This window comes from Arthrobacter sp. P1_B3 (genome assembly GCF_056406615.1).
This window is the reverse complement of sequence record NZ_JBFTZV010000002.1, coordinates 25,916-41,924: the sequence shown is the minus strand read 5'-3', so window position 1 is coordinate 41,924 and position 16,009 is coordinate 25,916. Positions and strand designations below refer to the sequence as shown.

General features: G+C 62.2%; 17 protein-coding genes. 5 read left to right on the top strand and 12 right to left on the bottom strand.

Annotated elements, in window-relative coordinates; all coding sequences use genetic code 11:
* Positions 1 to 127 precede the first annotated feature (127 nt).
* From AC1D2F_RS02850 to AC1D2F_RS02810, 9 genes are all read right to left on the bottom strand, one after another.
* The gene (locus AC1D2F_RS02850; RefSeq protein ID WP_476966130.1) at positions 128 to 1,075 is read right to left on the bottom strand and encodes a type II secretion system F family protein; all 948 of its coding nucleotides are present in this window, start codon (positions 1,073 to 1,075) and stop codon (positions 128 to 130) included.
* Positions 1,072 to 2,526, bottom strand: a complete 1,455-nt coding sequence (locus AC1D2F_RS02845) for a CpaF family protein (RefSeq protein WP_476966129.1) — start codon at positions 2,524 to 2,526, stop codon at positions 1,072 to 1,074. The genes AC1D2F_RS02850 and AC1D2F_RS02845 overlap by 4 nt, the downstream gene beginning before the upstream one ends.
* Entirely contained in the window at positions 2,526 to 3,719 is a 1,194-nt protein-coding gene (locus AC1D2F_RS02840) for a CpaE/TadZ family protein (RefSeq protein WP_476966128.1), read from the bottom strand. The genes AC1D2F_RS02845 and AC1D2F_RS02840 overlap by 1 nt, the downstream gene beginning before the upstream one ends.
* Positions 3,716 to 4,465, bottom strand: a complete 750-nt coding sequence (gene cpaB, locus AC1D2F_RS02835) for a Flp pilus assembly protein CpaB (protein ID WP_476966127.1) — start codon at positions 4,463 to 4,465, stop codon at positions 3,716 to 3,718. Before cpaB ends, AC1D2F_RS02840 begins: the two co-directional genes overlap by 4 nt.
* Positions 4,466 to 4,512: 47 nt before the next feature.
* Complete coding sequence (locus AC1D2F_RS02830; protein WP_476966126.1) at positions 4,513 to 5,547, bottom strand: pilus assembly protein TadG-related protein; 1,035 nt, start codon at positions 5,545 to 5,547, stop codon at positions 4,513 to 4,515.
* On the bottom strand, positions 5,535 to 5,873 hold the full coding sequence (locus AC1D2F_RS02825; RefSeq protein ID WP_476966125.1) for a TadE/TadG family type IV pilus assembly protein: 339 nt from the start codon (positions 5,871 to 5,873) through the stop codon (positions 5,535 to 5,537). Before AC1D2F_RS02825 ends, AC1D2F_RS02830 begins: the two co-directional genes overlap by 13 nt.
* A gap of 104 nt (positions 5,874 to 5,977) precedes the next feature.
* On the bottom strand, positions 5,978 to 6,052 hold the full coding sequence (locus AC1D2F_RS02820; protein WP_476966273.1) for a hypothetical protein: 75 nt from the start codon (positions 6,050 to 6,052) through the stop codon (positions 5,978 to 5,980).
* 256 nt (positions 6,053 to 6,308) lie between these two features.
* A complete protein-coding gene (locus AC1D2F_RS02815; RefSeq protein WP_223980166.1) occupies positions 6,309 to 6,500 on the bottom strand; it encodes a Flp family type IVb pilin in 192 nt (63 codons plus the stop codon).
* Positions 6,501 to 6,768: 268 nt separating this feature from the next.
* Entirely contained in the window at positions 6,769 to 7,470 is a 702-nt protein-coding gene (locus AC1D2F_RS02810; protein WP_476966124.1) for a prepilin peptidase, read from the bottom strand.
* Positions 7,471 to 7,789: 319 nt separating this feature from the next.
* On the opposite strand from AC1D2F_RS02810, the gene rplM reads away from it, so the two are divergent.
* Both rplM and rpsI read left to right on the top strand, forming a co-directional pair.
* Positions 7,790 to 8,233 carry a 50S ribosomal protein L13 gene (gene rplM / locus AC1D2F_RS02805; protein ID WP_015937805.1) on the top strand — a complete coding sequence of 148 codons (444 nt, stop codon included), beginning with the start codon at positions 7,790 to 7,792 and terminating at the stop codon, positions 8,231 to 8,233.
* Between the two features lie 36 nt (positions 8,234 to 8,269).
* On the top strand, positions 8,270 to 8,779 hold the full coding sequence (rpsI, locus tag AC1D2F_RS02800; RefSeq protein WP_018773707.1) for a 30S ribosomal protein S9: 510 nt from the start codon (positions 8,270 to 8,272) through the stop codon (positions 8,777 to 8,779).
* An 82-nt stretch (positions 8,780 to 8,861) separates the two neighbouring features.
* Here rpsI and AC1D2F_RS02795 read toward each other — a convergent pair whose 3' ends face one another.
* Positions 8,862 to 10,790, bottom strand: coding sequence for an ArnT family glycosyltransferase (locus tag AC1D2F_RS02795; RefSeq protein ID WP_476966123.1), 1,929 nt, complete (start codon positions 10,788 to 10,790; stop codon positions 8,862 to 8,864).
* Positions 10,787 to 12,025 carry a bifunctional glycosyltransferase family 2/GtrA family protein gene (locus AC1D2F_RS02790; protein ID WP_476966122.1) on the bottom strand — a complete coding sequence of 413 codons (1,239 nt, stop codon included), beginning with the start codon at positions 12,023 to 12,025 and terminating at the stop codon, positions 10,787 to 10,789. Before AC1D2F_RS02790 ends, AC1D2F_RS02795 begins: the two co-directional genes overlap by 4 nt.
* A 196-nt stretch (positions 12,026 to 12,221) precedes the next feature.
* Between AC1D2F_RS02790 and AC1D2F_RS02785 the strand changes: the two genes are divergently transcribed.
* The 3 genes from AC1D2F_RS02785 (at position 12,222) to glmM (ending at position 14,916) form a co-directional block, all read left to right on the top strand.
* Positions 12,222 to 12,449, top strand: coding sequence for a hypothetical protein (locus AC1D2F_RS02785; RefSeq protein WP_476966121.1), 228 nt, complete (start codon positions 12,222 to 12,224; stop codon positions 12,447 to 12,449).
* A 469-nt stretch (positions 12,450 to 12,918) separates the two neighbouring features.
* A complete protein-coding gene (locus AC1D2F_RS02780) occupies positions 12,919 to 13,323 on the top strand; it encodes a hypothetical protein (RefSeq protein ID WP_476966120.1) in 405 nt (134 codons plus the stop codon).
* 231 nt (positions 13,324 to 13,554) lie between these two features.
* The gene (glmM, locus tag AC1D2F_RS02775; RefSeq protein WP_364745572.1) at positions 13,555 to 14,916 is read left to right on the top strand and encodes a phosphoglucosamine mutase; all 1,362 of its coding nucleotides are present in this window, start codon (positions 13,555 to 13,557) and stop codon (positions 14,914 to 14,916) included.
* A 156-nt stretch (positions 14,917 to 15,072) separates the two neighbouring features.
* Here the strand turns inward: glmM and AC1D2F_RS02770 are convergent, their stop codons facing one another.
* On the bottom strand, positions 15,073 to 16,005 hold the full coding sequence (locus AC1D2F_RS02770) for a M15 family metallopeptidase (RefSeq protein WP_229992817.1): 933 nt from the start codon (positions 16,003 to 16,005) through the stop codon (positions 15,073 to 15,075).
* Positions 16,006 to 16,009 lie beyond the last annotated feature (4 nt).

Below are 16,009 nucleotides of genomic sequence, written 5' to 3'. Positions count from 1 at the left end.
GCCGAGGTTCCCTCGAACCGCGGCCAGACCGCCGCGGTCGACTGCGATCAGTGAAAAGACCATTGCCGAAATCGGAACGATGATGAGTCCGACCAATAACCACGCCAATACACTCACAACGAGCCTCCTAGAACTTGATCTTTACGACGCGGCTGAGCCACCAGGAGCCGAGGGCCAGCAGCACCACAGACATGCCCACCATTACCCAGCCAATGAAATTCGAGTACAGAACGGCCATGTAGCTTGGGCTCGCTGCACTGAGATACAAGAACATGCCAACGGGCAGGGCGATCAGGATGTAGGCAGAGAGTTTACCCTCGGCGCTCAGAGCCTTGACCTGTCCCTTGATCTCAGAACGTTCCCGGATGGTTTCCCCCACATGGTCGAGGACTTCTGCCAAGTCTCCGCCCACCTCGCGGTGGATCTCTATGGCCTGCCCGGTCCAATCGAAGTCGTCGCTCTTGAGGCGTTTGGCAGCATCAAGCATCGAGTCCTTCAAATCCCGCCCGAGGCGTGTTTCATTGACCAACCGGGCGAATTCCTCGGACGTTGGGGATTCTGCTTCCTGGGCAACTGCGTCCACCGACCGCAGAAGGCTGTGCCCGGCCCGCAACCCGCCAGCTAGCATCTGCAACGTATCCCCCAGCTGATCCTCAAATTTCGCGCGTCTGCGGCTGGAGAGAATCCTCAGGAAAAGCATCGCAAGCAACGGAGTGACCACGAGGAACAGCAGACCCATGAGGACGCCGCCCAGAATAAACCCGACAAGGCTCGCCGTGACGCCGATGCAACAAACCAAGAGGATGAAGTCAGCCTGCCGGAGCTTCAGGCCTGCCTGCTCCAGCGATTCCCTCGTACCGAAACGGGCATTCTTGCTGACATTCCGATCCACGAAGGTCACGGCGTGGTCCGTTACACGGGTCAAAAGAGAGGTTTCTTCCTTGACTCCGGGCCGCCGCCTGGATAAAGCAATTCCGGCCTTGCCCATGCCCATCGTCGAAAATAGGAGGATGCCGAGAGCTACGAGGCAAAGGCCAATGCCCAAGGCGAAAAAAATGGGGCTTGTGGCGGTCACCGGTGTCCACCGCCCATGTGCAAGCCGCCGAATACGGCAGGTGAGAGCTGGATGCCCAGCTCGGCAAAATGGTCGGCAAAGCGAGGCCGGACGCCGGTGGCAGTGGGGCGGCCGAGGAACCGTCCGTTAGCATCAAGGCCGGCGCTGTAGTCGAAGGTGAACGCGTCTTGCAGGGTGACGATATCGCCTTCCATTCCCTGCACCTCGGTGACGTGGGTGATGCGGCGCGTCCCGTCCCTGAGTCGCGAAATATGCACAATGAGGTTTACGGCCGATGCAATCTGTTCGCGAATTGCGCGCAGCGGCAAGTCCATTCCTGCCATGAGCACCAATGTCTCGAGTCGCGCGATGGCATCGCGGGGAGAGTTGGCGTGCACGGTGGAAATTGAGCCGTCATGTCCGGTGTTCATCGCCTGCAACATGTCGAGTGATTCGCCGCCGCGGACTTCGCCAATGACAATCCGGTCGGGCCGCATGCGAAGTGAATTCCGCACCAGGTCGCGGATAGAGATCTCGCCCTTACCCTCAATGTTGCGCGGCCGACTCTCCAGCCGCACAACATGCTCCTGCTGCAGCTGTAGTTCCACGGCATCCTCGATGGTGACAATCCGCTCATCGGCCGGCAGGAAGGACGAGAGAACATTGAGCAGAGTCGTCTTCCCGGTGCCGGTACCGCCGGACACCAGGATGTTCAGCCGCGCCTGCACACAGGCATGCAAGAGCTCCGCCATCTCCGGTGTCAAGGTTCCGAACGTGATCAGATTGTCGACCGTCAACGGTGTCTGCCCGAACTTTCGAATCGTCAGCGATGCCCCGTTCACTGCAAGTGGGGGAATGATCGCGTTGACGCGCGAGCCGTCGGTCAGGCGGGCATCAACCATGGGAGACGACTCGTCGATCCGCCGCCCGACCTTGGTGACGATACGTTCAATGATCCGGCGCAGGTGGTCTTCCGAACTGAAGCGTGCGTTCGTGAGGAAAAGGCGCCCGCCACGTTCCACGTAGACCTTGTCCGGCCCATTGACCATGATTTCCGTAACGGCCGTCTCATTCAGGAACTTCTGGAGCGGTCCGAGCCCCAGGACATCGTCCATAATCTCCTGAACGAGACGGTGCCGTTCAGGGGCAGTAAGCGGAATTTCATCTTCGTCCACGATGGCCCGAAGCTCGTCCTTGACATAGCTTTGCAGCTCGGCCTCGTCCAGGGACGCATCAGTGATCCGGCTACCCATACGTTCGTACAGCGCGGTGCCCGCCCGATCCTTGACGGCGGTCAAGGCTTCGTTGGCATCTGTGCCGAGGACCTTCGGCTCAGGTGCCATGGATGGTGACTCTGCTGCCAATGCTGGCCCACTCGACCAGGGTCCGCTTGCGGCCACCGGATTCGTCGCAGCTTCCGTGTCGCCACCGCCGCCGCCCCGAAGAGATTCAAAACGCTTGGTGAGGTTCATTAGACTACTGCCCTTCTGTGAAGTTTCTTGTGGGGGCGAGACTCCCAGTTGGCGCTGAACCGTTCCACAAGCTGGCGGAGGCCCTTTGTCACCGAATCCCTGGTGCCGTCTTGGAGCAGCGGCGCGCCTTTGTTCGTGGAAAATGGCACAGCGCGGGATCGCGGAAGCACCACATCCACGGGACAACCGATCGTGGCCTCAACGTCCTGCAGCGTCAGCCCCGTACGTCGATCCGCAAAATTGAGGACGACGTGGCGGTTGTCTGGTACGAGGTCGAGTTCCGCGAGGATGCCGAATCCAGTTCGAAGCCCGCGGATGCTGGGAATGTCCATGCCGCACACCCACACAGCATCAGTTGCCATTTCCAGCGTGGCCAGGACATGCTCGCCCAGGCCAGGTGCTGTATCGACCACCACGTACTTGAATTCGTTAGCCAGTTGGCTCAGGAGTCGGCCTACCTGTTCGCCCGATATCTGGTCTGCATCGGTTGGGCGCAGCGGGGCACAGAGGGCGTAGATGCCTGAGGGATGCAGCGTCAAATAGGACTTCAGCACGACGCTGTCCAGGACTGCGGCGCCGACGACAGCATCAGCGAGTGTCCGCTCCGGTTCCAGCGTGAGCCCCGAAGCAACGTCGCCGAATTGGAGGTCGAGGTCTACCACCACGACGCCCATGGGGGCTTCCTTGCCCAGCCCCACAGCGAGGTTGGTGGTGACCGTTGTCTTGCCGACCCCGCCTTTGGGCGACATGACGGCGATGATCCGGCCGCTCCTGGCCTGTCCTTCCACGGAGTTTCCCAGTCCACGGCGCCGGCCGGCTGCTGCGAGACTTGCCCGCTCCAGCAACGAGCGGATGGTGTCAACATCCGAACCAGGCTGGAGCAAATCCCTGATGCCGGCCCGCATTGCGGGAAGGGCGACGCCCTCCTCACTTTCAGTGACCAGGACAACGCTTATTTCCGGATACTGAAGGTCGAAGAGACTGGCCAGACGGATGGAGTCCTCTGTCTGCAAACCGGGGCCCAGCAGAATGACTTCCACTGGGTCGCCGCTCAGGACTCGCAGCAGGTCATCCGGACCCTGGGGGAGGCTGTCGGCCACGATCGCGTGGAACGTGCCATGCAGCCCGGAAGCCGCCTGCCTTACACGCCGTTCAAACCCTGGATCTGAGGTGATCAGTACGAAGCGGCTCATCGGTACAGTTCCGGCTTCTTGACCACAACGGGGGCGCCCTCAGTGGCGGTGGACGGCTCCTTGGTGAGCCAGAGGCTCCCAAAATGGGCACCGAACGCGATTTTCGCGGAATCGGCGTCGTTGCGGGCAAACGTGACGATCAGCTGTCCCGTAGGCAGCTCCGTGTTAGCCTGCGTGGCCGGGTCACTGGCAGTTGATGCCTTTGCTGTGGACCGCTGAACACTGGTCACCAGGACCTTGTGGAAGACCTCCTGACCGGTTTCAAGGTCGGGGGCGTCCTTCAGCGCGCCCTTGTCGAAGAGGACCACGATGCCCACCGTGTCGCCGGCCGCGATGCGTCCGCCGACGACCCGCTGAGCCTCCAGCTGCACCGAGATTTCCTGCATCCCGTTGGGAACCGGGACGGAGCCTGGCGCTGAGAGGCTCTCAGGGTCGGCCAGCCGGGCGCCCAGTAGGGGCTCTCCGGGCAGCAGCTCAACACCTGCGACCTTTCCATTCAATCCTTCGAGGCTCTTGAGCGCTCCGTTGGGAACGGAAGCTGCGGGAAGCGATGTCAGCTTTACGGCGGATTTGATCTTTTCAACATCGGATCCCCTCGGGATCTGCTCCTGAACTACCAGTACCTCGACGGGCTGCAGGTCCTGTTGGGCCCTGGCTTCTGATGCTTGAACATATGAGACCAATAGCAGTGTGCCAACGATTGCCAGCACGAGTGCGACTATGCCTCCCAGTAGGCGAGTTTTCACTGTGACTTTCTCCTTTTGCCGAATAGAACTCATTGATGTGGTCGTTGCTACTTGGAGAGTTGGACCCCCAGCGCTCCGTAGGTTTTCGGGCCGCCCATGGTTGCTGCTTCGGCCAGGGTGACCTTCTTGATAAAACGTCCAAAAATTCCGTTGTCGCTATTCTTGAGCTTCAGTGATTTGGACAGTGCGGTTGCTTCCGCAGTCATGAAGTCCCCTGGCAGCGAGCTGCCACCTTTCAAATTCCATCCCCGCAGGGATATTTGGGCGAAGGCCTCGATGTGGAATTCCGCGCCGGCTCCCGTGCCGCGGACATCGTCAAAAATCGGTACGAGTATTTCTACGGTCTTCGAAGGGTCGGCCAGGATAGCTCCCCACTTGTTCATAGTGGTGGCGCAATCACTGTCATAGTTATTGCCGGTATTAGTTCCTACCCACGGGTCCATGATGTCTACGGTGACGTTGCAGACCCCGGAGGCATGATCCAGCCAGCCGAATCCCCCGGGAACTTCGAGTCCCGATGAGGAAGTCGTAATGCATTCATAACCGGGGTCGTCTGCTAATGCATTTCCGTGCTCCGGGAAGAACTGCAGTCCCTTTGTAAAACCAGGATCCGACTCACATTTTGAGAACGAAAGCGGAAGCACATTGCTACTGGAGTAACCACCAAACTTCGCCTCAGCCGAGGCCTGGATGTCCGTAACCTGGATGCCAAGAACACGGGCAAAGATGAGTGAGAAGTGATTGTTTCCCGAGGTATCCTGGGCCTGGGTTGTGACGTTCACCGTGCCGGCACCTACCGCGGCACTGAGTACGTTGGTATGCCCGTCCAGGGCATTGCCATTTGCAAATCCCGTTGCGTAGGACATAGGTGCGGTACAGGACGCGTCAGTAGGCGTATTGGCGCAGGATTCTGCAATGGCCAACGCGGCGGAGTCCGCGCCATTTTGCAGCTGGGCGTGTTCGGAGTACATCGTTGCGACATCCACTGCGAAAGCCGCCATTCCTAGCATCGCCACCATGAGGATGGCGGTCAGGGGTGCAACGACACCGCGTTCGCGATCATCGTGCCTCAGCCGCCACATCGCATTACACCTTTACTTGAGATGTTGAGGCTGGCCGGCATGCCCGGGATGAGTGCAGGAAATCCGGTCATATAGGGAGTTGCCAAATCAACGGTGACAACAACGCTTTCGCCCGCTGCACAAGCGCCGCCGCCGGAGTACGAAATGTTGATGTTCCCGGGTGCCAGGGCCACAGTTGGCGCAGCGCTGACGCCCACACCCTGGGCCGTTGCCGCGCTGAAGCCGGCATCGGCGTAGTGAATCGCCGTATACCGTGCAGTCTCCCGGGCAGCTTCTGAGAGCGATACCTGGATGTTATACGCTCTGCTGAATTCGACGATTCCCAAGACGAGAACCAGGAAGATCGGCAGAACCAACGCAAACTCGACTGCGACCGCTCCCTTTTCCCTTTCGGGTCCGGGGCGTCCGGCCGCCCGACGCCGGGCCGTCATCAGAGACCGTCGATCACGGATTGAAAGCCAGGAACCAGTTGACCTCCAAGAGTCGCAACAATGCCTATGATCACGGCGGCGATGAGTGCCACCAAGAGGCCGTATTCGACCGCAGTCGCTCCCGCCTCGCTTGAAAGTTTCCCCCATCGGCCGGCTCCCGCCACCCGCCGCAGGGCCAAGCTACATCTACTGAGACCTTTCACAACCCCTCCAACAATTGAGACCTGGCACAACCGTGAAAATCGAAAAACCCAGGGCGGAGGCGATGGCAGCGGAGCTAACGCCCGAACTACCTCCGCCCCCGCCCTGGGCCTTTCTGCATGTGTGCGGCTAGAGCTTGCCCGAGATCGTGGTGAACGCGGTGTTGATCTGAGTGCCGAGCGTTACAACGACGCCGATGATTACTGCCGCGATGAGCGCCACGAGCAGTCCGTATTCAACGGCCGTTGCGCCCTTCTCGGAGGAGAGGCGATCCTTGGCGCCGGCGATGAATGCGAGCATTGAGACCATGAGACCAGTCATTTCATTTTTCCTTTTCAGAGTTTCGAATATGAAACGAAATTCCAGCAAATCCCCTTTTGCTAAACCGCTGGAGTTCCGTTGAGACAACATTTGCATGGCGATTAAGGCCTCGGCAATGGCGCGGGATACTCGACTTTTTGAAGGAAATTTAGGGCATCACCTGCCCACAAATGTGAGGTGTACTCAGTTTCCAAGTAGGGGCAGGGCTCGACTACTTGGTTTGATAAGGCGTCTTACTTAATTCGCGTCCCACGGGGACGTAGCACACCTAGGGGAGCAGCAGGATGATGGCCAGGCCGGCAGCCAGCATCGACGGCCCGTAGGGCACTTCCTTCGGCTTGTTTCCGCGGTTTTTGAGGACCACGAGCAGGGAGGCGACGCCACCTGCGACGAACCCCAGCGCCCCTCCGTAGAACAAGTGGGACCAGCCTAGGTAGCCCAAGTACAGGCCAAGTGGTGCCGCAAGCTTCACATCGCCCATTCCGAGGCCGTTTCGGCTGGTCAGGGCAAGAAAAAGGTACAAAACGAACAATATTAAGGCGCCGGCAGCCCCGCGTAGCAGGCTACCTGCCTCGCCGGACACTCCTGCGGCGGCCCCGAGGAGTACCAGGCCGGCCCCGAGTAGGGGCAAAACCATCCGGTTGGGCAGTAGATGGTGCAAAAGGTCGATCCGCGCCAGCTGGACGCCGGCAACCGCCAGCAGGATGTAGGCGGGAAGCTCGGAGGCGAGTCCGAAGCGCAAGGCCAGCAGGGCGGACAGCGTAAAGGCGGCCGCCGCCGTCGTAATTCTCATGCGTACCGTCAGGGGTCCGCCAAGGCGGGGGAGTGTGCGCCGGATGAGGAGTTCGGCCAGCAGGCCCAGGCATGCTCCCGCGATGCCAACACCGGCTATGAACAGAAGTCCAGTCATCGGTCCGGCCGACTGTTCCAAGAGCAGGGGGATGGAGCCGGCGGCGGTGGGATCGGACACTGTTCCTCCAGGGATGCGGCGGGCCGGCATGGGACGGTCTGCGAAACAAGGCGCAGACAGGATGCATCCGGACACCCCATTTTGACCCAAGAGGCCGCGATCGGCTATTCTTGGTAGTCGTTGTGCGTGTCCTATCTCGATGGTGCGTGCCCGCTTGAGAATCCGGTTGCAGGATAGCTACTCAACGTGCACATTCGAGACCTCAGGATGACTGGTTACATAGAGCCCTCACCTCTGTTCCGGTAGCGCATAGATAGTAGGTGCACCGTAAGAGTGACGCCTAAAACAAGAACGCCAGAACAAGAACGAGGCAAACACCGTGCGTACGTACACCCCGAAGCCCGGCGATATCAACCGCCAGTGGCACGTCATTGACGCCACCGACGTTGTCCTTGGTCGTCTTGCCAGCCAGACCGCAATCCTGCTGCGCGGCAAGCACAAGGCCACCTTTGCGTCCCACATGGACATGGGCGACTTCGTCATCATCATCAACGCTGAAAAGGTTGCCCTCACCGGCGCCAAGCTGGAGCAGAAGCGCGCATACCGCCACTCCGGTTACCCGGGCGGCCTGACCTCCGTCAACTACGCGGAGCTGCTTGAGTCCAACCCGGTTCGCGCCGTGGAGAAGGCCATCAAGGGCATGCTCCCGAAGAACTCCCTCGCTGCACAGCAGCTGGGCAAGCTGAAGGTGTACCGCGGTGCAGAGCACCCCCACGCCGCCCAGCAGCCCAAGACTTTCGAAATCACCCAGGTCGCCCAGTAGTCCTGGCCACCAACCAACTTTTTATCAAGGAGAATCGTGGCTCAGAACGAAGAACTGACCACCGAAGCCGTTGAGGCTGAGGAAAACCTGACCAGCTACACCTCGGAGAGCGGTGCTGCGGAAGCAGCTGCGCCGAAGAAGGAACGCCCGGCACTGACCGTTGCCGGCGCTGCAGTTGGCCGTCGTAAGGAAGCCGTTGCACGCGTTCGCGTTGTGCCGGGCTCCGGCAAGTGGACCATCAACGGCCGCGAGCTGGCGAACTACTTCCCGAACAAGCTGCACCAGCAGGACGTCAACGAGCCCTTCAAGATCCTCGATCTTGACGGCGCCTACGACGTCATCGCCCGCATCCACGGTGGCGGCATCTCCGGCCAGGCCGGTGCCCTGCGCCTCGGCATCGCCCGTTCACTGAACGAGATCGACACCGAGAACAACCGCGCCACCCTGAAGAAGGCCGGTTACCTGCGCCGTGACGCCCGCGTCATCGAGCGTAAGAAGGCCGGTCTCAAGAAGGCCCGTAAGGCTCAGCAGTACTCCAAGCGCTAATCCCGCTTTCAAGCGCTTCTGGCGCTTGCACGAAAGCCCGTCCCGCCACTCGGCGGGGCGGGCTTTCGCCGTTTCAGGGCTCTTATTTGGCGAGTTGGAAGTACTGTGCTCCGTCGATGTCTTCCGCAACGAATCGATGCCGTAACCACTCGACGATTCTGGCCGACTCGCCGCGGCCCTCAAGAGTCTGCGGCGGCAGATTTTGGATCACGACAGATCCCACTCGTCCTTCCGCGACGAGCACCTCGAACTGTTCCAGGGTCGGAAACGGATCCGTCCCGTCGAAGCCACCCAGCGGCAGCACCGCATGGCCGGATTCGAGCTGATAGTTGGCTGCAGTCTCGGAGCCGACTATGGCAGCCGCCCACGTCGTGGACGCCGGCTGGTTGCTCAAGCGCTCAAGGACGCCGGCCGACGGCAGATCACCGTACATGACGGCCAAGTAACTCGGGTGAGTGTCGGGCGACGCGCGATTGCGCTCATCGGTACGCATGCCGAGGATACTGGGCCCAGCAACCACTCCGGCCCCGATGTGGGGGGCCAGGACCGTGTTCAGCGACCACAACAGGGGCCCAAGGAACAACGCGGCGAGCAGGAACATTGCGCTTGCCCGTGCTACTGCGGGTTTTGGCGCAGGGATAAGGATTCCGGCGATCGCGACGCCCCAAATTATCAGCAGGGCATAGGGCAAGCCCGGGAAATCCGCCGTCGAACGGACCGCGGTGACATATGCAATGATCATGCTCGCCGTCAGCGTGATCATGGCTGCCCAACGCGTGCGGGGGGCGGCGAGCCCATGCAGAAAGTACACCAGGGCCACAGCCGCCAGGCAGCACATGGGCGGGACAGCGGTCAGGACATAATACGGGTGCACGATTCCAGACATGAAGGCGAGAACGGTGGCGGAGCAGGCGAACCACACGCAGCAAAGCACGAGGAGCGCACTTGCGGCGCGGGGCACTCGGCGCCGGACGATGCACCAGAGTCCAATGCAGAGACCCGCTGCAGCCAACGGGAGGAACCACCCGCTCTGTCCGGAGAACTGTGGCTGGAGGAAGCGCTGGAAGCCGACATCGAGTTGGTCAGCCGCGCCCGTGATACCCGCCGCCATGGTTCTGCTGGCGTCTTCCCCGGTCAGGCGGTCGAGCCCGTTATAGCCCAAGGTGAGTTCCACGGCGCTGTTCTTCCTGGAGCCGCCGATGAACGGTCGTCGGGCCGGGTCCGTGATTTGAACTAACAGGAACCACCAGCCGCCTGCAACCGCGGCCGCGCCGAGGGCAGCGAGAAGATGCAGGCACCGCTTGAATACTGAGGCGCGCGAGAACAGAAAGTATGCTGCCGCAATGGAAGGCAGCAGAAGCACGACCTGAAGCTGTTTCGTGAGAAGCGCCAGGCCAGTGAGCAGGCCGGCCAGCAGCAGCCATCTAACTTGGCCACGATCGATGGATTCCAGGGCAAGAAAGGCAATTCCAATCATGAGCAGCGTCAGGAGCGCATCAGGATTGTTGTAGCGAAACATGACTGTAGAGACGGGCATGACGGCCATAAACGCTCCGGCCAGGAGGCCTACGGCTGAATTGAAGCGCTTTTGGACCATTCGGTATAGCAGGTAGACACTGGCCACGCCCATGAACGCCTGGGGAAGCAAGAGGCTCCAGGAGCTGAGTCCGAACACCCGGACCGATAGCGACATGAGCCAGATACTGAGAGGGGGCTTGTCCACGGTGATCGCATTCCCCGGATCGGAGGCACCAAAGACAAATGCCGTCCAGTCCAGGGACCCCGACATAGCAGCCGCGGAGTAGTAGGAATTCGCCCACCCGTTGCGATCCAAGCCCCATGTGTACAGCAACGCTGTGAGCGCCAGCAGGGCCAACAGAGCGGGACGCTGCCACCGGCTGCCGTGGAACAGCGTGCGTGGCCACTCGACCAAGAGGCCCCGGTCCAAGGCGGATGTTCGCTCGCTGAGGACAGGCGCGGTGTTCAGTGAACGGGCCTGCGCGGAGTTCAAAGCGCAGGTCCCTCAACTGGCTGGGGGGAGATACGAGCGCCCCGTTGGGCGACATGACCGACCCTGAAAACCCAGGCCCGGAGCAGGACAAACCTCAGCAGCGTAGCTATGACGTTTGCCCCAGTCAGCACCAGGAGTTCGTGACTTGGAACGGCATCGACACTGATGGCATGAAGAATCGTCAGCGAGGAGGAAGTGATGGTCCAGGCAAGCAGGAAGACCACGAGTCCTTGGAACTGTTGAGTGAAGAGCCTTACCGGACCACGGATGCCAAACGTGAACCGGCGGTTGGCTGCGGTATTACCGACGGCGGTCAAAAGCAGTGCTAAGAAGTTCGACTGCTGTGCGCCAAAGGGTGCTTGAAGGGTTAGATAGAGCAAGGCAAAAGCGATTGTGGAAGCCCCGCCCACCAATCCGAACCGAAGCACCTGGCCGAAGAAGCTCGGCCGCCCCGGAGCAACGATGGGCCGGCGCCCCAGCTCTGCGTAGATTGCCTGGACAGGAATGCTTCCTTTCAACAGCGAGCCCGCAACGCGAACGAGACCACGGAGATCATCCACAGCGGTCTGCCTGATATCAACTCTGCTGTCGGGATCGTCTACCCAGTCCACGGGGATTTCATGGATCCGCAAGCCGGAGCGCTCGGCAATGATCAACAACTCCGTATCGAAAAACCAGCCATTGTCCTCAATATGGGGAAGGATCCGCTTGGCGACGTCCGCCCGGATGGCCTTGAAGCCACATTGGGCATCTGAGAATCGCACCTGCATGGTCCGTCTGAGCAGAAAATTGTAGGACCGTGAAATGAACTCGCGCTTCGGGCCGCGGCTGACCCTGGAACTTTGCCCCAGCCGGGTCCCGATGGAAACGTCCGAATGGCCCGACAGCAGAGGTGCCACGAGTGGTGGCAGCGCCGCGAGGTCCGTTGACAGATCAACATCGAGGTACGCCAAGACCTTGGCTGAGGATGCACCCCAAGCGTCCCTCAATGCGAACCCGCGTCCCTTGACCTCGAGTCTGCGGTGAATCACATTCGGCAGCTGCTCCGCCAAGCGCCGGGCAATAGTCGAAGTATTGTCCGTGCTGGCATTGTCGGCGATGGTGATTTGCCACGTCGAAGGCATTTCTTGCATTAAGTAATTCACGAGCTTTGTGATGCTTTTTTCGAGTACCGCTTGCTCATTAAAGACCGGTACAACAATTTCAAGCGCCAAGCCCCCAGAGCTAGGTTTCATGCCACGAAGCCTAAACGCATCCTGGAAAAGGCAGTAGGTGTTTGGGGAAAATAGAGTACAAGAAACCTCGAAACCAAGTAGTCGACCGATCTTTCAGCCTGATTTGGGCCGGGTCGAGGGGTTCCTCGAATGTTGGCAATGGGATGGGGTAGGTTCGCCGGATAGGGGTAGCGCCGCGTGAACGAAGGGGGATCGGATGCCGGAGCCCGGCGTTGAGGTTGTGTGGGGCGCGTTGTCGAAGGCTTGGCGGAAAGCCCAGTACGAGGAGCTGTGGCTGCAGTTCCGGCCCCGTGGTTCGAAGGATGTCTTTGACGCAGTAGGGGCCGCGGTCCAGGTTGCGAACCAGGCAGTCGAGGACGCAGGGTGGGGCGACGTCGTCTTCACTGGGGAGTCTCGGATTCCGACGCCGGACCAGTGGCGCTAATGAGCAGGGCCGGCCCCGAGGAGGAGGTCCGCGCTTGGCTGGACGCCTTCGCCCGGCATCTACAGAGCCTGGGGAAGTCCGGAAAGGTCACCGCCGCGCCGGAGGCATTTTTTCCCGGACTGGATGAGCGGCGAACTCAGGCCGCCGCCACAGCTCACGGCGTTCGTGTCCTACCAGACCGATGATCTGGCCTTGCTGGACGCCGACGAACAGCGCCGGGCCTGGCATGTCCCGCCCGCACTGACGGAGAAGATCACTGACGCCGCCACGGCATGGGGCCGGCTCGACCGTGCATACGTGTACCTGTTTCGCAACATCCATCAGATCCGGACGAAGAACCCGGACGTGGGTCCGGCGCTGGCGGACGGCGTCGCGAAATTCGCTGGCTGGTGTGACCTATCTGCGGTCCCAGCCACGCCGACTGGTTTGGGCGTCGCTGGGCACTCTAGGTCGGGGCTGTTATGGGGTCATGGACGACACTGCGTCCTGGCAGGACAGGCTGGCCCAGGTCACTCGGGCCATGCTCGCGTTCCCCGGGGACACCGATTTGGCGTTCGTGCAGCATAGCCACGTCAACACCAGCAGCTGGAGCGAGCTTTCCGACGGCAGACCGCCGCTACCGCACGTGAAGGAATACCAGGTCCGCTACAACAGGCACCTAAACGGGCAGTACATCCCCGACGCGCACGGACTGCAGCTCCTCACCGACGCCCACCTCGCGCACGCGAACGACCTCTCCGACTGGATCTCAAGCCTCTCGGCGCAGACAAACACCTCGTGCAGGCCAAAGGCCTGGAGCCCTGGTACGCCAACGTCGACCCGGACCCGGCAGCACTCGCGAAAGCGCGTGCCGACTTCGGGGGCATGCTCCTGACCCCGGAGATCATTGCGGCCAACCCGCCACCCTGGCGTTGACCAAACGATGTTGTTGATCAAACGATGGGGTCTGCGTAAGTGTGGACCGCTCTTGTCGTTGGGGAGCTGTGAAAAAACCGCCATTCGGACCGAATAGTCGCACGTCCAACTCTCCGGCGCAGCTGGGTCAAAAGGCGGTCGATACGCGCGCGCCAGCGTGAGCGGCTGGCCATCGACTAAGCTTGACCCGATGTCTAGATTATTTGGAACCGATGGAGTCCGCGGCCTGGCGAACGGGTTGCTGACCGCCGAGCTCGCGTTGCAGCTGGCCCAGGCCGCCGCCGTCGTACTTGGCCATGAGCGCAACACGACCGGGAAGCGGCCGATCGCCGTGGTTGCACGCGACCCGAGGGCCAGTGGCGAGTTCCTCGCGGCCGCCGTGGAGGCCGGCCTCTCAAGCTCGGGAATCGACGTCTACGACGCCGGAGTTCTCCCCACCCCGGCTGCCGCCTACCTCGTGGCGGACCTCGGCGCCGACTTCGGCGTCATGATCTCGGCCTCCCACAACCCTGCGCCTGACAACGGCATCAAATTCTTCGCCCGTGGCGGCCAGAAGCTGCCCGACGACGTCGAGGACGCCATCGAAGTGCAGCTCGCCAAGGAGCCCTTCCGGCCCGTGGGCGGCGAGGTAGGACGGATCCAGCGCTTCTCCGACGCCGAGGACCGCTACATCGTGCACCTGCTCGGCACGCTCCCGCACCGCCTGGACGGCCTGAAAGTGGTGCTCGACTGCGCCCACGGCGCAGCCAGCGGCTGTTCCCCGCAGGTGTTCAAGGACGCCGGCGCCAACGTGATCGTCATTGGCGCCGAACCGGACGGACTCAACATCAACGAAGGGGTGGGCTCCACCCACCTTGGCCCGCTCAAGCGGGCCGTGCTGGACCACGGGGCGGATCTCGGTATCGCCCACGACGGCGACGCCGACCGTTGCCTCGCCGTGGACCACGAAGGCAACGAGGTGGACGGCGACCAGATCATGGCCATCCTGGCCGTAGCTCTCAAGGCCTCCGGAAAGCTCAAGGACGATGTCCTGGTGGCCACAGTCATGAGCAACCTCGGCCTGAAACTCGCCCTGCGCGACGCCGGGATCAGCCTGCGTGAAACCGGCGTGGGGGACCGCTACGTCCTCGAGGAAATGCGCAACGGCGGCTTCAGCCTTGGCGGCGAGCAGTCCGGGCATGTGATTTTTGCCGACCACGCCACCACCGGCGACGGTGTGCTGACCGGGCTGCAAATTGCGGCCCAGGTGGCCCTCACCGGGCGCCCGCTCAAGGAACTGTCCACGGTGATGACCAAGCTGCCCCAGGTCCTCATCAACGTCAAGGGCGTGGACCGTAGCCGGGTGAAGGGCGATGAAGTGGTGGCTGCGGCCGTGTCGATCGCCGAAGCCGAACTCGGCGACACCGGACGCGTCCTGTTGCGTCCCTCCGGCACCGAGCCAGTGGTACGAGTGATGGTGGAGGCCGGAGACCACAAGACCGCCCAGGGCGTCGCCGAGCGGCTGGCTCAAGTGGTACGGACCGAACTGGCCCTGGAGCTTGTGGCCGAATAGCCAGACTCAAACGGTTCCGTCGGCCGGTCCCTGTGGCCGGCGCCGCCGGGTTTCCCCACCTACGAGGGCGCCCGACGGCGTGTCGGCCGATTGCGCCGGGGTGTCCCGTCGTCGTGGTGGCAAAGGTGGGGAAAATCCGCGCAGGCCGCTGACGCCTTACAAGTACGCCGGCGCCGGCTCCAGACCGAAGTACTGTTCCAGCGTGCCGATCCCGCGGGCGGACATGTCCGTGGCCGCCGCGGTACCGATGTAGCGCAGATGCCATGGCTCGTAGAAATAGCCGGTGATTTCGTGCAGCATCCACGGGTAGCGGACCACGAAGCCGAAGCGGTGGGCGTTAGCCTTCGCCCAGATTGCCGCCGGCCGGTCCTTGAACTGTGGGGTAAAAGCGTCTGCGCCGCTGCCATCGCCAATGTCGAACGCCCAGCCCGTCTGGTGCTCGGAATAGCCCGGCCGTGCGGAGGCAGTGTCGGCCCCGGCCTGCCCTTGCGCGCGAACCCAACTGCCGTAGGTCGCCGTCTGCGTCGCGAATGAACGGTAACCGCTGGCCAGCGTGATGATGACGCCCTCCGCTGCCGCCGCCGCGAACATCTTCTCCGCCGCGGCCGCCGTCGTGCTGTTCAGCAGTGCCGCCTCGCCGGAGGTGGCCAGGCGGACGGCCGGCCGGACCAGATCCGGCGGCACAAAGGTGGCGGGGGCCAGCGGCCGGTGCTTGTTGACGATCACCCAGGCACTGGTGGGGTCCGTGAGTGAATGCTGCGGCCCCGGCGCCGCGGCCGAGGGAGGGGGCGCCGCGGCCGACGGCGGGACAGCCGCCGCCGCCGCGGGCGCCGGGGTCGCAGATGGTGAGCTGGCCGGCGGGCTAGACGCCGCGGCGGCTGCGGTCGGCGTCGCACTGCCCATGCCCGGGGTCGGGTCCGGCGTCGGCCCCGGCGTGCCGGACGGCGTGAAGGACTGGGCCGGGGTGCAGGCTGAGAGCGCCGCGAGGCCGGTGCCTGCCAGCAGGAGGCGGCTGAAGGCCCGGCGGCTCGGCGAATCCGGGCTGGCAGGCTGCCGCCCGAACGCTCCGTCCGCGTTGTCGTAGCACATCTGT